Below are 15,067 nucleotides of genomic sequence, written 5' to 3'. Positions count from 1 at the left end.
ATGACATAAATGCAATCATTTCTGCAGAAAGCAAAGATGATATTGTGAAGATTCTGAAGAAATATTAACTTTTTATAAATATGGCATCAAATAAGCCCTCAATAACTTGAGGGCTGCTATTTAAATAAGATCTACTGACTATAAGTACTTAAAAAACGTTCGAAGCGGCCGATGGCGACTTCCAAATCCTCAACGTGCGGTAAGGTTACGATGCGGAAATGATCCGGCTTTGGCCAGTTAAAGCCAGTGCCTTGCACCAATAGTACTTTTTCTTGGATCAAGAAGTCTAAAATCATTTTTTGATCGTCTTTGATACTGTATTTTTTGGTATCAATTTTCGGGAATAAGTACATCGCCCCTTTGGGTTTCACACACGAGACACCAGGGATTTGGTTGATCAGTTCCCAAGCGCGATCGCGCTGCTCCAACAAACGGCCACCAGGTAAGATAAGCTCATTAATACTTTGATAACCACCAAGGGCGGTTTGAATCGCATGCTGCATCGGCACGTTAGCGCATAAACGCATGGAGGCGAGCATATCAAGGCCGGCGATATAGCCTTCGGCTTGATGCTTAGGACCGGTTAAGAACATCCAGCCGCCACGAAAACCACATACGCGATAAGCTTTTGATAAGCCGTTGAACGTCACCACTAATACATCTTCGGTTAGGGTGGCGACTGAAGTGTGCACGGCACCATCGTAGAGAACTTTATCGTAAATCTCATCAGCAAAAATCATCAACTTATGTTGACGAGCAATCTCAATCACTTCCAGCAAGAAGTCTCGGCTGTACACTGCGCCGGTCGGGTTGTTGGGGTTAATCAGAACAATGCCACGAGTTTTAGGGGTGATTTTCTTTCTAATATCATCCAGATCCGGATACCAATCGGCTTGTTCATCACACAGATAATGCACTGCCGTGCCGCCAGAGAGAGCCACCGCAGCGGTCCATAATGGATAATCTGGAGCTGGGACTAGCATTTCATCGCCGTTGTTGAGTAACGCTTGCATTGACATGACGATCAGTTCAGACGCGCCATTACCAATGTAGACATCTTCGACATCGAGGCTGCGAATGCCGCGTTTTTGGTAATACTGAACCACCGCTTTACGAGCGGAGTAGATCCCTTTTGAATCACAATAACCTTGGGAAGTAGGGAGGTTGCGGATCACATCAACTAAAATTTCATCTGGGGCATCGAAACCAAACGGGGCCGGGTTGCCGATATTGAGCTTTAGTATTTTATGCCCTTCTTCTTCCATGCGTTTAGCATGTTTGAGTACTGGACCTCGAATGTCGTAGCAGACATTATCGAGTTTTGACGACATCCCGATATTTTGCATTGTAAAATTCCTGAAAATTATTAAAAAACTTTATTAAACCAGTCTAGATTGCCTTTTTTAAGAATATAAATCTATAGCTAAGGGGTTTTCGTGACGATATTCTTTATGGCTGAGGATTAGCGATATCAGTTCAGTAGATGCCTTGATGGGTTTTAATGGCCCACAGCAATGTTAAATAGTTAAATAGATCCCCTTAGAGGCGGGAGAAGGTCAAAAAAGAGCAGTCGCAACCTTGATTTACGCTAACGCTGTCAATAGAGTAGCCGCTGTTAATCGAATCTCATAGTCGACGAGGTCGCTTTGTCTCATTTTCATCAAGCCATTGCTCGGTTGATAGAGCAAATCAAGAACGCAAAGGATAACGACGTTCGTTTTGTCCAAACATTAATAGGACCACCGCCTTTTGCGTTGATCGATTGGCTTGAAGCCCAGCCTCTATTTCCCAAATTTTATTGGCAGTCTCGTGATGGACGCGAAGAGGTGGTGGCTGTTGGTCAATTGTATACCTTTACCGAACCGGCCCCTGCTTATGCGATATTAGGCGATAATCAGCGCGTTTGGGGTGGGCGCTCGTTTGATGGTCAGACCGATAAAAATCGGCGCTGTATGTCATCGTTTTTTTTCTTACCGCAAGTGGAAATTATCCGTTTTGATCAGCATTGGAGCGTAGCTGCCAATTTTATCGCCCAAGATCGCCAGCGTACGTTAGCCACCTTAACGAAGTTACACGTCGATGTTGAAGAACTATCGCGCTTACACAGTCAAGTGTTAGACGTTGAACATCTGCCTAGTCCAATCGATTGGAACCAATTAGTCGGTCAGGCATTGGCGGCGATTGAGCAGCAGCAGTTCAAAAAAGTGGTGTTAGCTCGCCAAACGCGCTTAACCCTTGATAACGCGATAAGTGCTGCGCAATTACTCAAAGCCAGTATTGCTGATAACCAGCGCAGTTTTCATTTTTTGTTAGCTTTGGATAGTAAACACAGTTTTATCGGCTCAACGCCAGAGCGTCTATACTGTCGCCAAGGGCAAGAGTTACAAACGGAAGCCTTGGCCGGAACCATTGGCCGTGGCGATACGGCTAAGCAGGATCAACAACTGGCGGATTGGCTCATTCATGACGGTAAAAACCTCAATGAAAACCAATATGTAGTGGATGATATTATTGAGCGTTTAACGCCTTTGGCTGAGCAGGTTGAAGTGGAAAGCAACGCGCAGTTACTGACGCTGCGTCAAGTACAGCATTTAAAGCGTGATATTGTCGCGCAGCTCAAGCCAAGCGTGAATGGGGTGCAGTTACTAAGCGCGCTACAACCAACCGCTGCCGTCGCGGGATTGCCTCGCCAACCTGCGTTAGAGTTTATCACCGAACATGAACCGTTTGCTCGCGGTTGGTACGCAGGTTCGATGGGCTATTTTAGTCATCAACAAGCGCAATTTTGTGTCGCTATCCGTAGTGCGTTGGTGGTGGACAATTGTGTTCAGCTTTATGCGGGTGCCGGCATTGTACCGGGCTCTATCGCTGAGCATGAATGGCAAGAGCTGGATAAAAAAATGTCCACCTTACTCAGTTTGATCACCAATCAACCACCATTAGGGATCGCCTTATGAATCAAGACCAAGCATTACTGAATCGAATTTGGTCGCAGACTCTATTAGAAGAGTTGACTCGCTTTGGCGTTACTCAAGTGTGTATCGCGCCCGGTTCGCGTTCGACGCCACTGACTTTAGAAGCCGCGGCTAATCAACAACTGAAAATCCATACTCACTTTGATGAGCGTGGTCTAGGATTTTTAGCCCTCGGTTTAGCCAAAGCCAGTCAAACCCCCGTGGCGGTGATTGTCACTTCCGGCACCGCCGTGGCTAATTTACTCCCTGCGATTGCTGAGTCGAAATTGACCGGAGAAAAACTGATTGTGTTAACCGCCGATCGTCCGCGAGAGCTAGTGGATTGTGGGGCTAATCAGGCGATCGTACAAAATAATATTTATGGCTTGCATGTGACTCAAGCTATTGATTTGCCAAGCCCAACCTTGCGCTTACCATTATCTTGGTTATTAACCACACTGGATGATGCTTTGCATCAGCAAGCGATGTTTGGCGGCTCGGCTCATATTAACTGCCCCTATCCAGAACCACTTTATTCCAGCCATGAGCGTGAATTATACGCTGACTATCTCGCGACGGTTGATGAATGGCGTCAAGGTCAGCAGCCTTACAGCCAACGTTATCAAACTTTGAGCGCACCACTGCCAACTGATAACGCACTGTTAAGCCAAAAAGGGCTAGTGATCATTGGCTCGCTATCCTTAGTTCAAGCTCAGGCAGCATTAAGCTTTGCCGAGCAACTTGGTTGGCCTGTGCTGTGCGATCCTCAATCTGGGGTGAGCAGCGAATGGGCACATTACGATTTATGGCTACAAAATAGCACGGCAAGGGCGCTGCTGAGTGAATGCCAGCATATTGTTCAATTTGGCGCTCGCATTGTCTCTAAACGATTAAACCAGTGGTTAGAACAACAACTGATAAAAGCTAACTGTAATTACACCTATGTTAGCCCACAAGTCGTGCGCAATAACCCTAGCCATGCGGCGCAGCAGCATTGGCTGTGCGATGCTCTATCTTGGGTTGAGCATCAATTGGCTAAGCAGCACCCATTGCAAACCCTACATGTTGGTTGGGCAGATGAGCTGAAAGCGTATGCCTCAAGCATTGCCCAGCTTGCAAAGCTGCATCTATCGCAACCTCAGTTGAGTGAAGTGGCGGTGGCTTTGGATCTCACCGAGCGTGGCGCTGCCAGTACTCTGTTTATTGGTAATAGTTTGATCGTGCGTTTAGTGGATATGTTCAGTGAGCTCAAACAGCGTGAGGTATTTTCCAATCGCGGCGCATCAGGGATTGATGGACTGGTGGCGACGGCTGCAGGGGTTCAGCGGGCATTGAATAAGCCGATGTTGATGCTGCTCGGTGATACCTCACTCTTATATGATCTCAATTCGTTAGCTTTAGTTCGCACGCCACCAAAGCCGCTGGTGATTGTGGTGATCAATAATGATGGCGGCGCCATTTTTGATTTATTACCTGTCCCCGACGATCAGCGCTCGGCGTTATATCAGATGCCACATGGCTTAAATTTCGAGTTTGCGGCTAAGCAATTTGCCCTCGATTATCAAGCCCCAGAAACCCTAGTGGTTTATCAACAAGCCATTGATCAGCACTTAAAGACAGGGCAGGGGACGTTAGTGCTTGAGGTGATAACCCCATCACAACAAGCCGCTGAGCATCTTAAGCAACTGATATCACAAATTCATGCTTTATAGTCAGTGGTTAGCGAAGATTGAGCCGATTCAACCAGCACAGAATAACCTTGTGCAGCCGGTGGTGGTTTTTCTGCATGGTTTTTTGGGCTCAAGTCAAGATTGGCAAATGGTTGTCGAGCGGCTGCGTGGCGCGTATTCGCTACTATTGATTGATTTACCGGGACACGGTCAGAGTCACCATCTTGGTTGCAGCGATTTTGCCGATGTTTGTCAGCAGATAGCGCAAGTTGTTACCGCTCATTGCCCACCGACAACGCCTATCTGGTTGGTTGGCTACTCACTGGGGGCAAGATTGGCAATGCTGGGTTGTACTCAGGGGTGGTTTGACGCGCTGAATATTCAAGGCTTAGTCATTGAAGGCGGTCACTTTGGGCTGACGGATGAGCAGGAAAGAAATGCCCGCTGGCAGCACGACCAACATTGGGCCGCGCGCTTTGCTCAGCAGCCGATTGCTCAAGTTCTCAGCGATTGGTATCAGCAAGCGGTATTTTCTTCACTGAATCATGAGCAAAGACAAACCTTAGTCACATTACGTAGTGATAACCTTGGTCCTGCGGTTGCAAAAATGCTATTGGCTACTTCGTTGGCAAGGCAACCGGATGTGCGCTTGTCGTTATCCCTTGTCCCGTTTCGCGTCCATTACGTATGTGGACAAAATGATGCTAAATTTTATTCACTTGCTCAGCGCAGTGGTTTGCATTACCACGTTGTTGAGCAGGCTGGACACAATGTTCATCATGAACAACCGCAAGCTTTTGCTCAACTGATGATTGAGTTAATGGCATGTAGCAACGCTGAACGTTAATTATAAACCTAGACAATAACAGTGGAAATTCACCATGGCTAAAACAGTAGGCATTTCAGAACAAGAACTCTATGCTCCCGTTGAATGGCAAGATTGCAGCGGCGATTATCAAGATATTCACTATCACAAATCGGCTGATGGCATTGCAAAAATTACTATTGCACGTCCGCAGGTGCGTAATGCGTTTCGCCCACTGACCGTGAAAGAGATGATCCATGCTTTAGCCGATGCTCGCTACGATGAGGGGGTTGGGGTGATCATTTTAACCGGTCTTGGTGAAAAAGCATTTTGCTCTGGGGGCGATCAAAAAATTCGTGGCGATTACGGCGGTTATCAAGATGATAGTGGGACTCATCATCTCAATGTATTGGATTTTCAGCGTCAAATTCGTACTTGCCCTAAGCCGGTGATTGCTTCTGTCGCCGGTTGGGCTGTTGGTGGCGGCCATGTATTACATATGATGTGTGATTTAACCATTGCTGCCGACAATGCTCAGTTTGGTCAAACTGGCCCTAAAGTTGGCTCGTTTGATGGTGGCTGGGGCGCATCGTATATGGCGCGGATCGTGGGGCAGAAGAAAGCGCGGGAAATTTGGTTCCTATGCCGTTTTTACGATGCGCAAGAAGCCTTAGATATGGGCTTAGTCAATACCGTCGTCGCGGTTGAAGATTTAGAAAAAGAGACTGTGCGTTGGTGCCGTGAAGTGCTGCAACACAGTCCAATGGCGCTGCGCTGTTTAAAAGCGGCGCTGAATGCCGACTGCGATGGTCAAGCGGGGCTGCAAGAGTTAGCGGGCAATGCCACCATGCTGTTCTACATGACCGAAGAAGGGCAAGAGGGACGCAACGCGTTTAATGAAAAACGTCGTCCAGACTTTAATAAATTCCCCCGTAACCCGTAATTCACCGCTTTACACTTTATCTCTTATCGGTCACGTTTGATCCGGTGAGAGATAAATCATTCCACAGTAGCTAACCATTTCATCGTATTTTAGCAAAAGGAACCATCATGCGCAGTGCCAAGCTTTATCAATATCAATTACCCATGGATAGCGGCGTGATCCTTCGTGAGCAAAAACTGACTCAACGTGAAGGATTTATTGTTGAACTAGAGCAAGATGGGAAAATGGGTCGCGGAGAGATTGCGCCATTGATAGGCTTTAGTCGTGAGTCTCTGCAAGAAGCAGGAGCGCTAGCGAAAGAGCAATTAGCCTTGTGGGTACAAGGGAAAGAGGGCCATATCGATAATGGTTTTCCTTCGGTGGCGTTTGGCTTATCGATGGCGCAGATGGAGCTGGCAGGCGAGCTTAGTCCAGAGGGGCAATATCATAGTGCGCCATTGTGTAGTGGCGATCCTGATGAGTTGATCCCGTTACTTAACGCTATGCCAGGTCAGAAAGTCGCCAAAGTTAAAGTGGGTCTCTATGAGCCGATCCGCGATGGTATGCTGGTGAATTTGTTTTTAGAGTCGATGCCAGATCTGCAATTGCGGCTTGATGCCAATCAAGCATGGAGCAAAGAGAAAGCGGCTAAATTTGCTCAATATGTCTCGCCTTCGGTGCGCGGCAGGATAGCGTTTTTAGAAGAGCCTTGTCGCTCACCAAGCGATAGCCTTGCTTTTGCGATTGATAGCGGGATTGCCATAGCGTGGGATGAAACCCTACAACATGCGGTGCAGCAAGCGGATTTTCAGTTAGAAGATTTAACCGGAGCCAAAGCGATCGTGATTAAACCGACACTGATTGGCTCAGTGCAAACTTGCCAAGCTTTGATTGAAAAAGCGCGCAGTTTGGGCATTCAAGCGGTGATCAGCTCGAGTTTAGAATCAAGCTTAGGTTTAACTCAGCTCGCTCGGTTATCCCATTGGTTGTTGCCAGAGACCATCCCCGGCTTAGATACGATCGGTTTATTTAAAGCCCAGCTAGAAACACCTTGGCCGGGCTGCGCCTTACCAGTCCACCGCTTAGATCAACAAACGCTCGTGTGGCAATCCGCTTAATGAATACCCCGTGGCAACAGTGGCAGCAGCGCGATCCGCAGCGTATTGCGTTGCAGCTTGAGCAGCAAACACTCACTTGGCAGCAAGTGACCGAACAAGTGGATCAGTACGCCGCCGCACTGGAGCTGGCCGGTTTACGGTCTGGTGATGTGTTAACTTTGGTGGGTAAAAATCAGCCATCAATATTGTGGTGGCTATTAGCCGCTATGCAGCAAGGGGTTATTTGTGCCATCACTATGCCGCAGCCCGCTGCGCAACTGACAGAAAAACTCACTCGTCTGTATGGCTCTCAGCCTGCTTGGTTATGGCTTTCTCCGTCGCTGAATTCATTGGTTGATGAACTGGCTAAGTGTTATTCATCGCCATTGCAGTTTATTGACCTTCCCCCGGTTAAGCCGCTTTCAAGTGCGGTATCAGACGTAGATGGCGAAGCGGCTTGCTCTGCCGCTTATGCGTTGGATAATCTGGCGACGCTTATTTTTACCTCTGGTTCCATGGGCGTCCCTAAAGCGGTGGCTCATACCCATCGTCAGCATTTTGCTTCTGCTGAGGGCTTATTAGCACGGTTTGCGTTTAGCGAGCAAGATACTTGGCTACTCAGTTTGCCCCTTTATCATGTCTCTGGACTGGCGATTGTTTATCGCTGGCTCGCGGTCGGCGGCTGTTTAAAACTGGGTACGGGTCAATTACTCGATGATATTCAGCAGGTCAGTCACGCTTCTCTAGTCGTCACGCAGCTGCAACGATTGTTAGCCAGCCAACAGCCCCTCAGCTTAAGCCATGTTTTACTCGGTGGAAGTCATATCCCACTGACCCTCGCTCAGCAAGCAGCTCAGCAAGGGATCGAAACTTGGATTGGTTATGGGATGACGGAAGCGGCCTCTACGGTGACCGCCAAACCGGTAGATGAGACAGCGAGTGCTGGCCAAGTGCTACCGAAACGGCAAGTGAAAGTAGTCGATAGACGAATTTGGATAGCAGGGGAAACCCTCGCCAGTGGTTATTATCAACACGGGACGATTACACCATTAACTAATCAACAAGGCTGGTTTGATAGTGGTGATCTGGGGGCGTGGTATGGCGATGAACTGTGCATTATTGGCCGCGCGGATAACTTGTTTATCTCAGGCGGAGAAAATATTCACTGTGAAGAAATTGAAACCGTGTTAGCTCGTCATCCGCAGATTGAATTGGCGGTAGTTGTCCCCGTGCAAGACGCCGAATTTGGCGCGCGCAGTATTGCCGTGCTGCGTTGTCATTCATTACCCGATCAAAAGCAACTTGGTGAATGGTTGGCCGATAAGCTGGAAAAATTCAAACATCCCATCGCTTACTGGCAACTGCCTGACACTCTGACTGAGAGTGGTATCAAGATTTCACGCCAAGCGGTCAAGAACTGGTTTGCCGATCAGCAAAGTCGTTATACACCACTAGACTAGACCTATCAGCGCCAATCCCCACGTAGCTGAGCGACTTTTTGTTGCATTAGCTCGGTGTTGGCCTGTCCACTGGTCACTGCCTCGCCTGCTTCAATTTCAATTTTACTCCATAGCTTACGGGGTAAACTACGACAGGCACGGCCCTTGTAACGGCTAAAAAAGCTACCCCATAAGCCTTTAATTGCCATCGGGATCACCGGTACTGGGCTGCGCTTTAAAATAACATCGATTCCGCGCATAAAAGGAGCGATCTCGCCATCACTGGTTAGGCGGCCTTCGGGGAAAATACACACCAAGTGGCCTTCTTGCAGCGCTTGATCGACTTCAGCAAAGGCGCGGCGAATCGAACTGCGTTTATTGGCACAAATCGGGATCACCCCAGCTCGATTGAGTAACGGCCTTAAGATAGGAATATTCGCGTAATCTTCTTCCATGACAAAGCGGATCAAACGTGGGCAAACCGCGCTGAGCAATAACGCGTCCATATAACTGACATGATTACAGACAATCAGCGCGCCGCCTTGCTCAGGCAGATGGTGTAAATTTTTGTGCTTCATTCGATAAATGCTGTGGGTTAAGGCCCACACCACCAAGCGCAGCACAAAAATAGGTACTTGTAAGAACAGGTAAGTTGTCACTAACACATTGAGCACCGCAAGTAGGATAAACAGCTGCACAATAGTTAATTCAAGTAGGCTTAAGCAGACAATACCGAGTAGTGCGCTGCCCACCATAAATAGCGCGTTATAGATATTTAACGCCGCGATGACTTGTGCTCGTTCAGTGACTTTGGCTCTTTGCTGAAGCAGAGCATAAAGTGGCACAATAAAAATACCGCCAGAGACGCCCAATAACAGTAAATAACTAAACAGGGGCCATAGAGCTTGGTGGCTAATAAAATCACTAAATTGTGTAAAAGGAGGTAAAACAGCGGGAACGCTGGCGGCCATCAGATAGCCAAATAAGCTAATACCTAAACTGCCGAGTGGTACCAGTCCGACTTCGATTCGATGGTTAGAGAGTTTATCACAGGTGAGTGAGCCTATCGCAATCCCAACAGAGAATAAGGCCAGCAAAAATGACACCGCGCTTTCGGTGCCACCAAGAAACAGTTTAGTGAAATTTGGAAACTGGGTGAGATAAGTCGCGCCTAGAAACCAAAACCAACTGATCGCCATGATCGATTGAAAAATGGTTCTGTCTTGTTTGGCAATCGCCAGCGTAGTGCGGGTATGCTGAACAGGACGGAAAGTAAACACCAAGTTTGGATCGCTGGCTGGGGCGATAGGAATAGAGCGACTAGCAAGATAGCCGAGTAGGGCGAAAAGGATAACCGCTCCGGCGGCAATATAATGAGCATGATTGAGCGAAGCGATAACGCCAGCGCCAATGGTACCGAGTAATATAGCGAGAAAGGTGCCTGTTTCCACTAATGCATTGCCCTGAACCAGTTCATTGGTTTTTAATTGTTGAGGCAGCAGCGCGTATTTGACCGGACCAAAAAACGCCGATTGGGTGCCCATTAAAAACAGCATAAACAGTAGAAGACCATAGCTTTGGGTGATAAAACCTATCGCACCAATACACATAATGGCGATTTCAAACAGTTTTACGCGGCGGATAAACCACGATTTTTCGTATTTATCGGCTAATACTCCCGCTGAGGCTGAAAATAAGAAAAACGGTAACACGAATAAGCCGGCAGCAAGGTTAATAAATAGGTGACTGGAGATGGATAACGTATCCACAGCGGCAAAAGCCACAAACAGCAACAACACGTTTTTAAAGATATTATCGTTAAACGCCCCAAAAAATTGGGTGATAAAATACGGAAGAAAACGTCGTTGTGTTAACAATGAAGATTGAGAACTGTGCATGGTTTTGCCTTAATGGTTACCAGTTAGCCAAATATTGGCTCAGTAAATCTTCAATCAATGCTTTACCATCGACCGGCTCAGCGGTAAAAAATTTATCATCAACACTCAGTAACGTAATGCCATGCACCCCAGCCCATAAAACGCGACTCGTGCGTAATACTTCTTGTGCACTGCGATGAGGGGCAATGACTTGTAACAGCGACTCTAGCATGGTAGTCATGCCGTTGATTCGTTCTGCTTGCCATTCTGGAAGATCTTCGCCATTCATATTGTGTTCAAAAATCAACTGCCAGCGGTAGGGGTGCTTTTGAGCAAAGTCATGATAACAGTAGGCCAGTTTATACAGCGCTTTTTTAGGGTCTGCGCATTTTTTTACGGCTAACTTAGATTCTGAAGCCAGCTCATCGAGCGTTTGTGCAACAACATGTAAAAGCAGCAAGTTATAGCTACCAAATACATTGACCAAGGTGCTTGGCACATAACCTATCATACTGGCGATTTTTCTTAGGCTAAGTTCATGATAAGAGTGCTTGCTTAAGAAAGCTTTACTGGCTTTTAAAGTAAGAGAGATCAACTCTTCGCGAGTATGATCGTTGCGTCTGGCCATAAGTTGTTGTTAAACCGCATAATCAAAAAAGAACAATGTTCGATATTCTAGAGAGTGTCTGGGAGAGCGTCAACTCAATAAGGCTGCAATATTCTGATACATGTCAGTCAGGCAAAAGGTTTGCTTAGCGTCTTGAAGTGACTATCATGACAAAGAATAAAAGCCTTTTGTACCTAATGACATCCCCTGAGGAAATATATGAAGCGTTTGTTTTCTTTTATGGCGTTACTGATGATCACTGTCATGGTGATTCCTGATGCTGAAGCTCGACGGATGGGCGGTGGTAAATCGTTTGGTCAGAACCATCGAACCGCGCCTGCACAAAATCATCAACAGCAACAAGCGACTCCGCAACGTCAGCAAAATAATCAGCAACCTGCTGCGACCAACAGTCGCGGAGGTTTAATGGGCGGCCTGATGGGTGGCTTACTCGCTGGTGGCCTACTGGCTGCGTTTTTTGGTGGTGCCTTTGAAGGTATCCAATTTATGGATATTTTGATCTTCGGTCTGATAGGATTTGCACTCTTTAAGCTTGCTCGTCATTTTCTGGCAGGTAAGCAGGGTAGCCTTAATCCTCGTCAGCCAGCTTATAACACCAATGTACATCGCCAAAGTTTTGAGCAAGCTCCAGAGCAGGAATTTAAACCAGCAGCGAGTTCTGGGTTTGGTTCAACCATGCATAACGATGTGCCCCATAACTACCCACCTGGTTTTGATAAAATCGCCTTCATTAATGGTTCACGTGAGCACTACCGTATTTTGCAAGGTGCTTGGAACCATAACCAGCTTGAGACGATTGAGGAGTACGTGTCTGAAAGTTTATTCGCTGATCTGAAAGCTGAGCGAGAAAAGCTGGATCAACAGCCACAAACTGAAGTCATGTATGTCGATGCAGAGATTGTTCGTGCCGATTACGATGATCGTAAAGCGCAACTGAGTATACAATTTACGGGTCGATGCCGCGACTTGGGTTCTGAAACAGAAGAAGAAATTTTAGATATTTGGCATTTAGAGCGTGATTTAACGCAACCTAACGCGCCATGGTTAATTGTTGGTATTCAAGGCTGATTGATATCAGCGTTGGATGATTGATGAACGCCCAAGCTTGTCTTGGGCGTTTTGCTATCTTGAGATAAGCTAATGCTACCGCTCACTATTAAAAAGGAAACATCATGTCAGAAGCGAACATTCAACACTTAACTCAAGAACAACAAGATAAAATCGATGCGGCGGTCTTTCGTCGTCTGTTAGCGCATTTAGATAATAACAAAGACGTGCAAAATATTGACCTGATGATCTTGGCTGGTTTTTGTCGTAACTGTTTTTGTAAATGGTATCAAGCGGAAGCTGAGACGATAGGGGTTGAAATGGATATTGATAAGTCGCGTGAGCGGATTTATGGCATGAGCTATGATGAGTGGAAAGCTAACTATCAATTACCGGCAACACCAGAGCAAGCGGCGGCTTTTGCCGCACGCCAGCAAAATTCTTAATCTTGGTTTTATCCCCAAACACTCTATTATTAGGTGGTTGGGGATAAGTGAAAAGCATTTATCGAAGCAACGGCTATTGTTTTTTAAGATTATACAAAGACGCTAAATCGCCAGTAATTCTCTCGCCATTACTGTCTAATTTCATCAACATGTTTTCACCGACAAAGTATTGATTGGGCGCATCCGATTCCCCGTCTAAGGTGATGACGCTGCCATTGTTTTCCCAGTGGAATTTTCCTTGAGAGACAAATGGAGCTGCTTGCTCTTTACCTTGATAAACTTGAGTAAGTTGATAGGTCAGATCATCATTTAAGACCAAGGTATACTCAATGCCGGCACAATCCGCACAAGGGAGTACGCCTTGATAGGTCCCTTGCCAATCTAAACTATTGTAAGCGGTATGCTCACTCTTAAATGCTTCATCCATCACGGCTTCATCATCATTAACATCGATGGTCACGGGAGCGGTTTGTGACTCTACAGGGGCAGAGGCTTGCTGTTGATTATCACAGCCAGCCAACACTAAGGTCAGTGCACTGACGACAAAAAGAGATTTTTTGATCATATTCTATACCTTCAATTGAAACGGACGTTGTGATAGCCACCGGCCTTATCTATGAGCCGTTCGACGACGGTGTGAAGTCGTTGGTGACTGAGGTCGTTATTATTCATCAAATGAACGTTAACCGCGTCAGATAGGCGTCATGTTTTCGACATTCGCTGTCAGAGAACGGTCATCGTTAAAACAAAATCCACATAATCAATAGCTTGATGTTATCCCCTTCCTACTTGAAGCTGCAGCGGTGTTAGCTACGTTCGTTCATCCTAATCACATAGTCTGTCTATATTCATGGGGACTCACTTACCGCCAACCTGCAACTCTTCAATCGTCAAGGATAGCTTTAATCCAGTTGGCCTGTAAGCTGAAACGTCTCTAACTTATCGGCGTAAGGTGCTAAGTCACCGATGTTGTGTGCTAGCCACTCTGGGTTGTAATAAGTATCCAAATAACGCTCACCACTGTCGCATAATAAGGTCACAATTGAGCCTTGTTCACCGCGCTGTTTCATCTCACTGGCTAATTGAAGTGCGCCATAAAGGTTGGTTCCGGTTGATGCGCCGGCTTTTCTTCCCACGATCTTTTCTAACCAATGAATGGTAGCGATACTGGCCGCATCGGGGATTTGTCTCATCTCATCAACCACATTGGGAATAAAACTCGGTTCGACACGTGGCCGGCCAATGCCTTCAATTTTACTGCCGCACTGAAGGGTTAACTCACTATTGCGCGTTTGGTAATAATCGAAGAATACCGAGTTTTCTGGGTCGACGACGCACAGCTTAGTATTATGTTGCTGATAACGGATAAAACGGCCAATGGTGGCGGAAGTGCCGCCGGTGCCTGGGCTCATCACAATCCAACTTGGAATGGGATGATCTTCCCGTTGCATTTGCTGAAAAATACTATCGGCGATATTACTGTTACCACGCCAGTCGGTGGCCCGCTCAGCATAAGTAAATTGATCCATATAATGACCGTTTAACGCTTGCGCTAAGCGGCGAGACTCAGCATAAATTTGATCGCTGCGATCGACTAAATGTGCTTTGCCACCATAAAACTCAATTTGTTCGATTTTCTTACGCGCGGTGCATTTCGGCATCACCGCAATAAAAGGCAGGCCTAATAAGCGGGCAAAATAGGCCTCAGAAATCGCGGTGCTGCCAGAAGAAGCTTCAATAATTGGCGTATCTGGACCAACCCAGCCATTACATATCGCGTACAAAAACAAAGAGCGAGCCAAGCGATGTTTGAGCGAGCCAGTCGGGTGCGTGCTCTCATCTTTAAGATAAAGATCAATCCCGGCAATGCTAGGCAGATCGAGCTTAATTAAATGGGTATCAGCCGAGCGTTGAAAATCGGCTTCGATTTTACGAATCGCGTTATTAATCCATTGATGGTCGGTACACATGGTGGCGTTCTCACAGTAATGACGAGCAATTGCTCATGAGTTAATGCTGATAATGTACGTTGTGTGAGGGAGAAAAACTTGGTTATCTTGCCTTTGATTTGCTAATTTAAGAGAATTATTTTCTCTATAATATGATTGCTATAGAAATAAAAGGTGGTGGATATGGATCGCATTGATAAACAGTTACTGGCGATGTTGCAAAAAGACAGCAC

General features: G+C 46.6%; 13 protein-coding genes. 8 read left to right on the top strand and 5 right to left on the bottom strand.

Translation table 11 applies throughout. The annotated features are described in order from the left end of the window. Window positions 1–131: 131 nt before the first annotated feature. Window positions 132–1,346, bottom strand: coding sequence for a pyridoxal phosphate-dependent aminotransferase (locus CAG60_RS02980; protein WP_004395561.1), 1,215 nt, complete (start codon window positions 1,344–1,346; stop codon window positions 132–134). Between the two features lie 300 nt (window positions 1,347–1,646). Here CAG60_RS02980 and CAG60_RS02975 point away from each other — a divergent pair, with 300 nt between their 5' ends. The 6 genes from CAG60_RS02975 to menE all read left to right on the top strand — a co-directional run bounded on the left by CAG60_RS02975 (window position 1,647) and on the right by menE (window position 8,908). Continuing rightward, complete coding sequence (locus tag CAG60_RS02975; protein WP_161425756.1) at window positions 1,647–2,957, top strand: isochorismate synthase; 1,311 nt, start codon at window positions 1,647–1,649, stop codon at window positions 2,955–2,957. After that, on the top strand, window positions 2,954–4,666 hold the full coding sequence (menD, locus tag CAG60_RS02970; protein WP_161438255.1) for a 2-succinyl-5-enolpyruvyl-6-hydroxy-3-cyclohexene-1-carboxylic-acid synthase: 1,713 nt from the start codon (window positions 2,954–2,956) through the stop codon (window positions 4,664–4,666). The genes CAG60_RS02975 and menD overlap by 4 nt, the downstream gene beginning before the upstream one ends. Next, a complete protein-coding gene (gene menH, locus CAG60_RS02965; protein ID WP_161438254.1) occupies window positions 4,656–5,471 on the top strand; it encodes a 2-succinyl-6-hydroxy-2,4-cyclohexadiene-1-carboxylate synthase in 816 nt (271 codons plus the stop codon). The genes menD and menH overlap by 11 nt, the downstream gene beginning before the upstream one ends. A gap of 34 nt (window positions 5,472–5,505) precedes the next feature. Next, window positions 5,506–6,372: a 1,4-dihydroxy-2-naphthoyl-CoA synthase gene (menB, locus tag CAG60_RS02960; protein WP_158138198.1), complete on the top strand. Its 867-nt coding sequence runs from the start codon at window positions 5,506–5,508 to the stop codon at window positions 6,370–6,372. A 107-nt stretch (window positions 6,373–6,479) separates the two neighbouring features. Continuing rightward, on the top strand, window positions 6,480–7,469 hold the full coding sequence (gene menC / locus CAG60_RS02955; RefSeq protein ID WP_161438253.1) for an o-succinylbenzoate synthase: 990 nt from the start codon (window positions 6,480–6,482) through the stop codon (window positions 7,467–7,469). Then, on the top strand, window positions 7,469–8,908 hold the full coding sequence (gene menE / locus CAG60_RS02950; protein WP_161438252.1) for an o-succinylbenzoate--CoA ligase: 1,440 nt from the start codon (window positions 7,469–7,471) through the stop codon (window positions 8,906–8,908). Before menC ends, menE begins: the two co-directional genes overlap by 1 nt. A gap of 5 nt (window positions 8,909–8,913) precedes the next feature. On the opposite strand, the gene CAG60_RS02945 is transcribed toward menE, so the two are convergent. Both CAG60_RS02945 and CAG60_RS02940 read right to left on the bottom strand, forming a co-directional pair. Next, on the bottom strand, window positions 8,914–10,785 hold the full coding sequence (locus tag CAG60_RS02945; protein ID WP_161438251.1) for an MFS transporter: 1,872 nt from the start codon (window positions 10,783–10,785) through the stop codon (window positions 8,914–8,916). Window positions 10,786–10,801: 16 nt separating this feature from the next. Beyond that, window positions 10,802–11,392, bottom strand: coding sequence for a TetR/AcrR family transcriptional regulator (locus CAG60_RS02940; protein WP_154168549.1), 591 nt, complete (start codon window positions 11,390–11,392; stop codon window positions 10,802–10,804). A 198-nt stretch (window positions 11,393–11,590) separates the two neighbouring features. On the opposite strand from CAG60_RS02940, the gene CAG60_RS02935 reads away from it, so the two are divergent. Together CAG60_RS02935 and CAG60_RS02930 are read left to right on the top strand one after the other, a co-directional pair. Continuing rightward, window positions 11,591–12,460 (top strand): Tim44 domain-containing protein, encoded by an 870-nt coding sequence (locus CAG60_RS02935; RefSeq protein WP_161438250.1) that lies wholly within the window; start codon window positions 11,591–11,593, stop codon window positions 12,458–12,460. Window positions 12,461–12,564: 104 nt separating this feature from the next. Next, on the top strand, window positions 12,565–12,885 hold the full coding sequence (locus CAG60_RS02930; protein WP_161438249.1) for a DUF1244 domain-containing protein: 321 nt from the start codon (window positions 12,565–12,567) through the stop codon (window positions 12,883–12,885). Between the two features lie 73 nt (window positions 12,886–12,958). Here CAG60_RS02930 and CAG60_RS02925 read toward each other — a convergent pair whose 3' ends face one another. Together CAG60_RS02925 and CAG60_RS02920 are read right to left on the bottom strand one after the other, a co-directional pair. Further along, on the bottom strand, window positions 12,959–13,447 hold the full coding sequence (locus tag CAG60_RS02925) for a copper resistance protein NlpE N-terminal domain-containing protein (RefSeq protein ID WP_161425767.1): 489 nt from the start codon (window positions 13,445–13,447) through the stop codon (window positions 12,959–12,961). 340 nt (window positions 13,448–13,787) lie between these two features. Continuing rightward, window positions 13,788–14,855: a PLP-dependent cysteine synthase family protein gene (locus CAG60_RS02920; protein WP_004395549.1), complete on the bottom strand. Its 1,068-nt coding sequence runs from the start codon at window positions 14,853–14,855 to the stop codon at window positions 13,788–13,790. Window positions 14,856–15,067 lie beyond the last annotated feature (212 nt).

Source organism: Vibrio sp. V33_P6A3T137 (genome assembly GCF_009904835.1).
Classification (GTDB): Bacteria; Pseudomonadota; Gammaproteobacteria; order Enterobacterales; family Vibrionaceae; genus Vibrio; species Vibrio metschnikovii.
Note: the sequence above shows the minus strand (reverse complement) of the source record. Positions and strands in the feature narration are given on the sequence as shown.

Coding starts and splice junctions, on each gene's coding strand:
- CAG60_RS02980 (WP_004395561.1), bottom strand. CDS start 1,346: ATGCAAAATATCGGGATGTCGTCAAAACTCGATAATGTCTGCTACGAC.
- menD (WP_161438255.1), top strand. CDS start 2,954: ATGAATCAAGACCAAGCATTACTGAATCGAATTTGGTCGCAGACTCTA.
- menH (WP_161438254.1), top strand. CDS start 4,656: ATGCTTTATAGTCAGTGGTTAGCGAAGATTGAGCCGATTCAACCAGCA.
- menB (WP_158138198.1), top strand. CDS start 5,506: ATGGCTAAAACAGTAGGCATTTCAGAACAAGAACTCTATGCTCCCGTT.
- menC (WP_161438253.1), top strand. CDS start 6,480: ATGCGCAGTGCCAAGCTTTATCAATATCAATTACCCATGGATAGCGGC.
- menE (WP_161438252.1), top strand. CDS start 7,469: ATGAATACCCCGTGGCAACAGTGGCAGCAGCGCGATCCGCAGCGTATT.
- CAG60_RS02945 (WP_161438251.1), bottom strand. CDS start 10,785: ATGCACAGTTCTCAATCTTCATTGTTAACACAACGACGTTTTCTTCCG.
- CAG60_RS02940 (WP_154168549.1), bottom strand. CDS start 11,392: ATGGCCAGACGCAACGATCATACTCGCGAAGAGTTGATCTCTCTTACT.
- CAG60_RS02935 (WP_161438250.1), top strand. CDS start 11,591: ATGAAGCGTTTGTTTTCTTTTATGGCGTTACTGATGATCACTGTCATG.
- CAG60_RS02930 (WP_161438249.1), top strand. CDS start 12,565: ATGTCAGAAGCGAACATTCAACACTTAACTCAAGAACAACAAGATAAA.
- CAG60_RS02920 (WP_004395549.1), bottom strand. CDS start 14,855: ATGTGTACCGACCATCAATGGATTAATAACGCGATTCGTAAAATCGAA.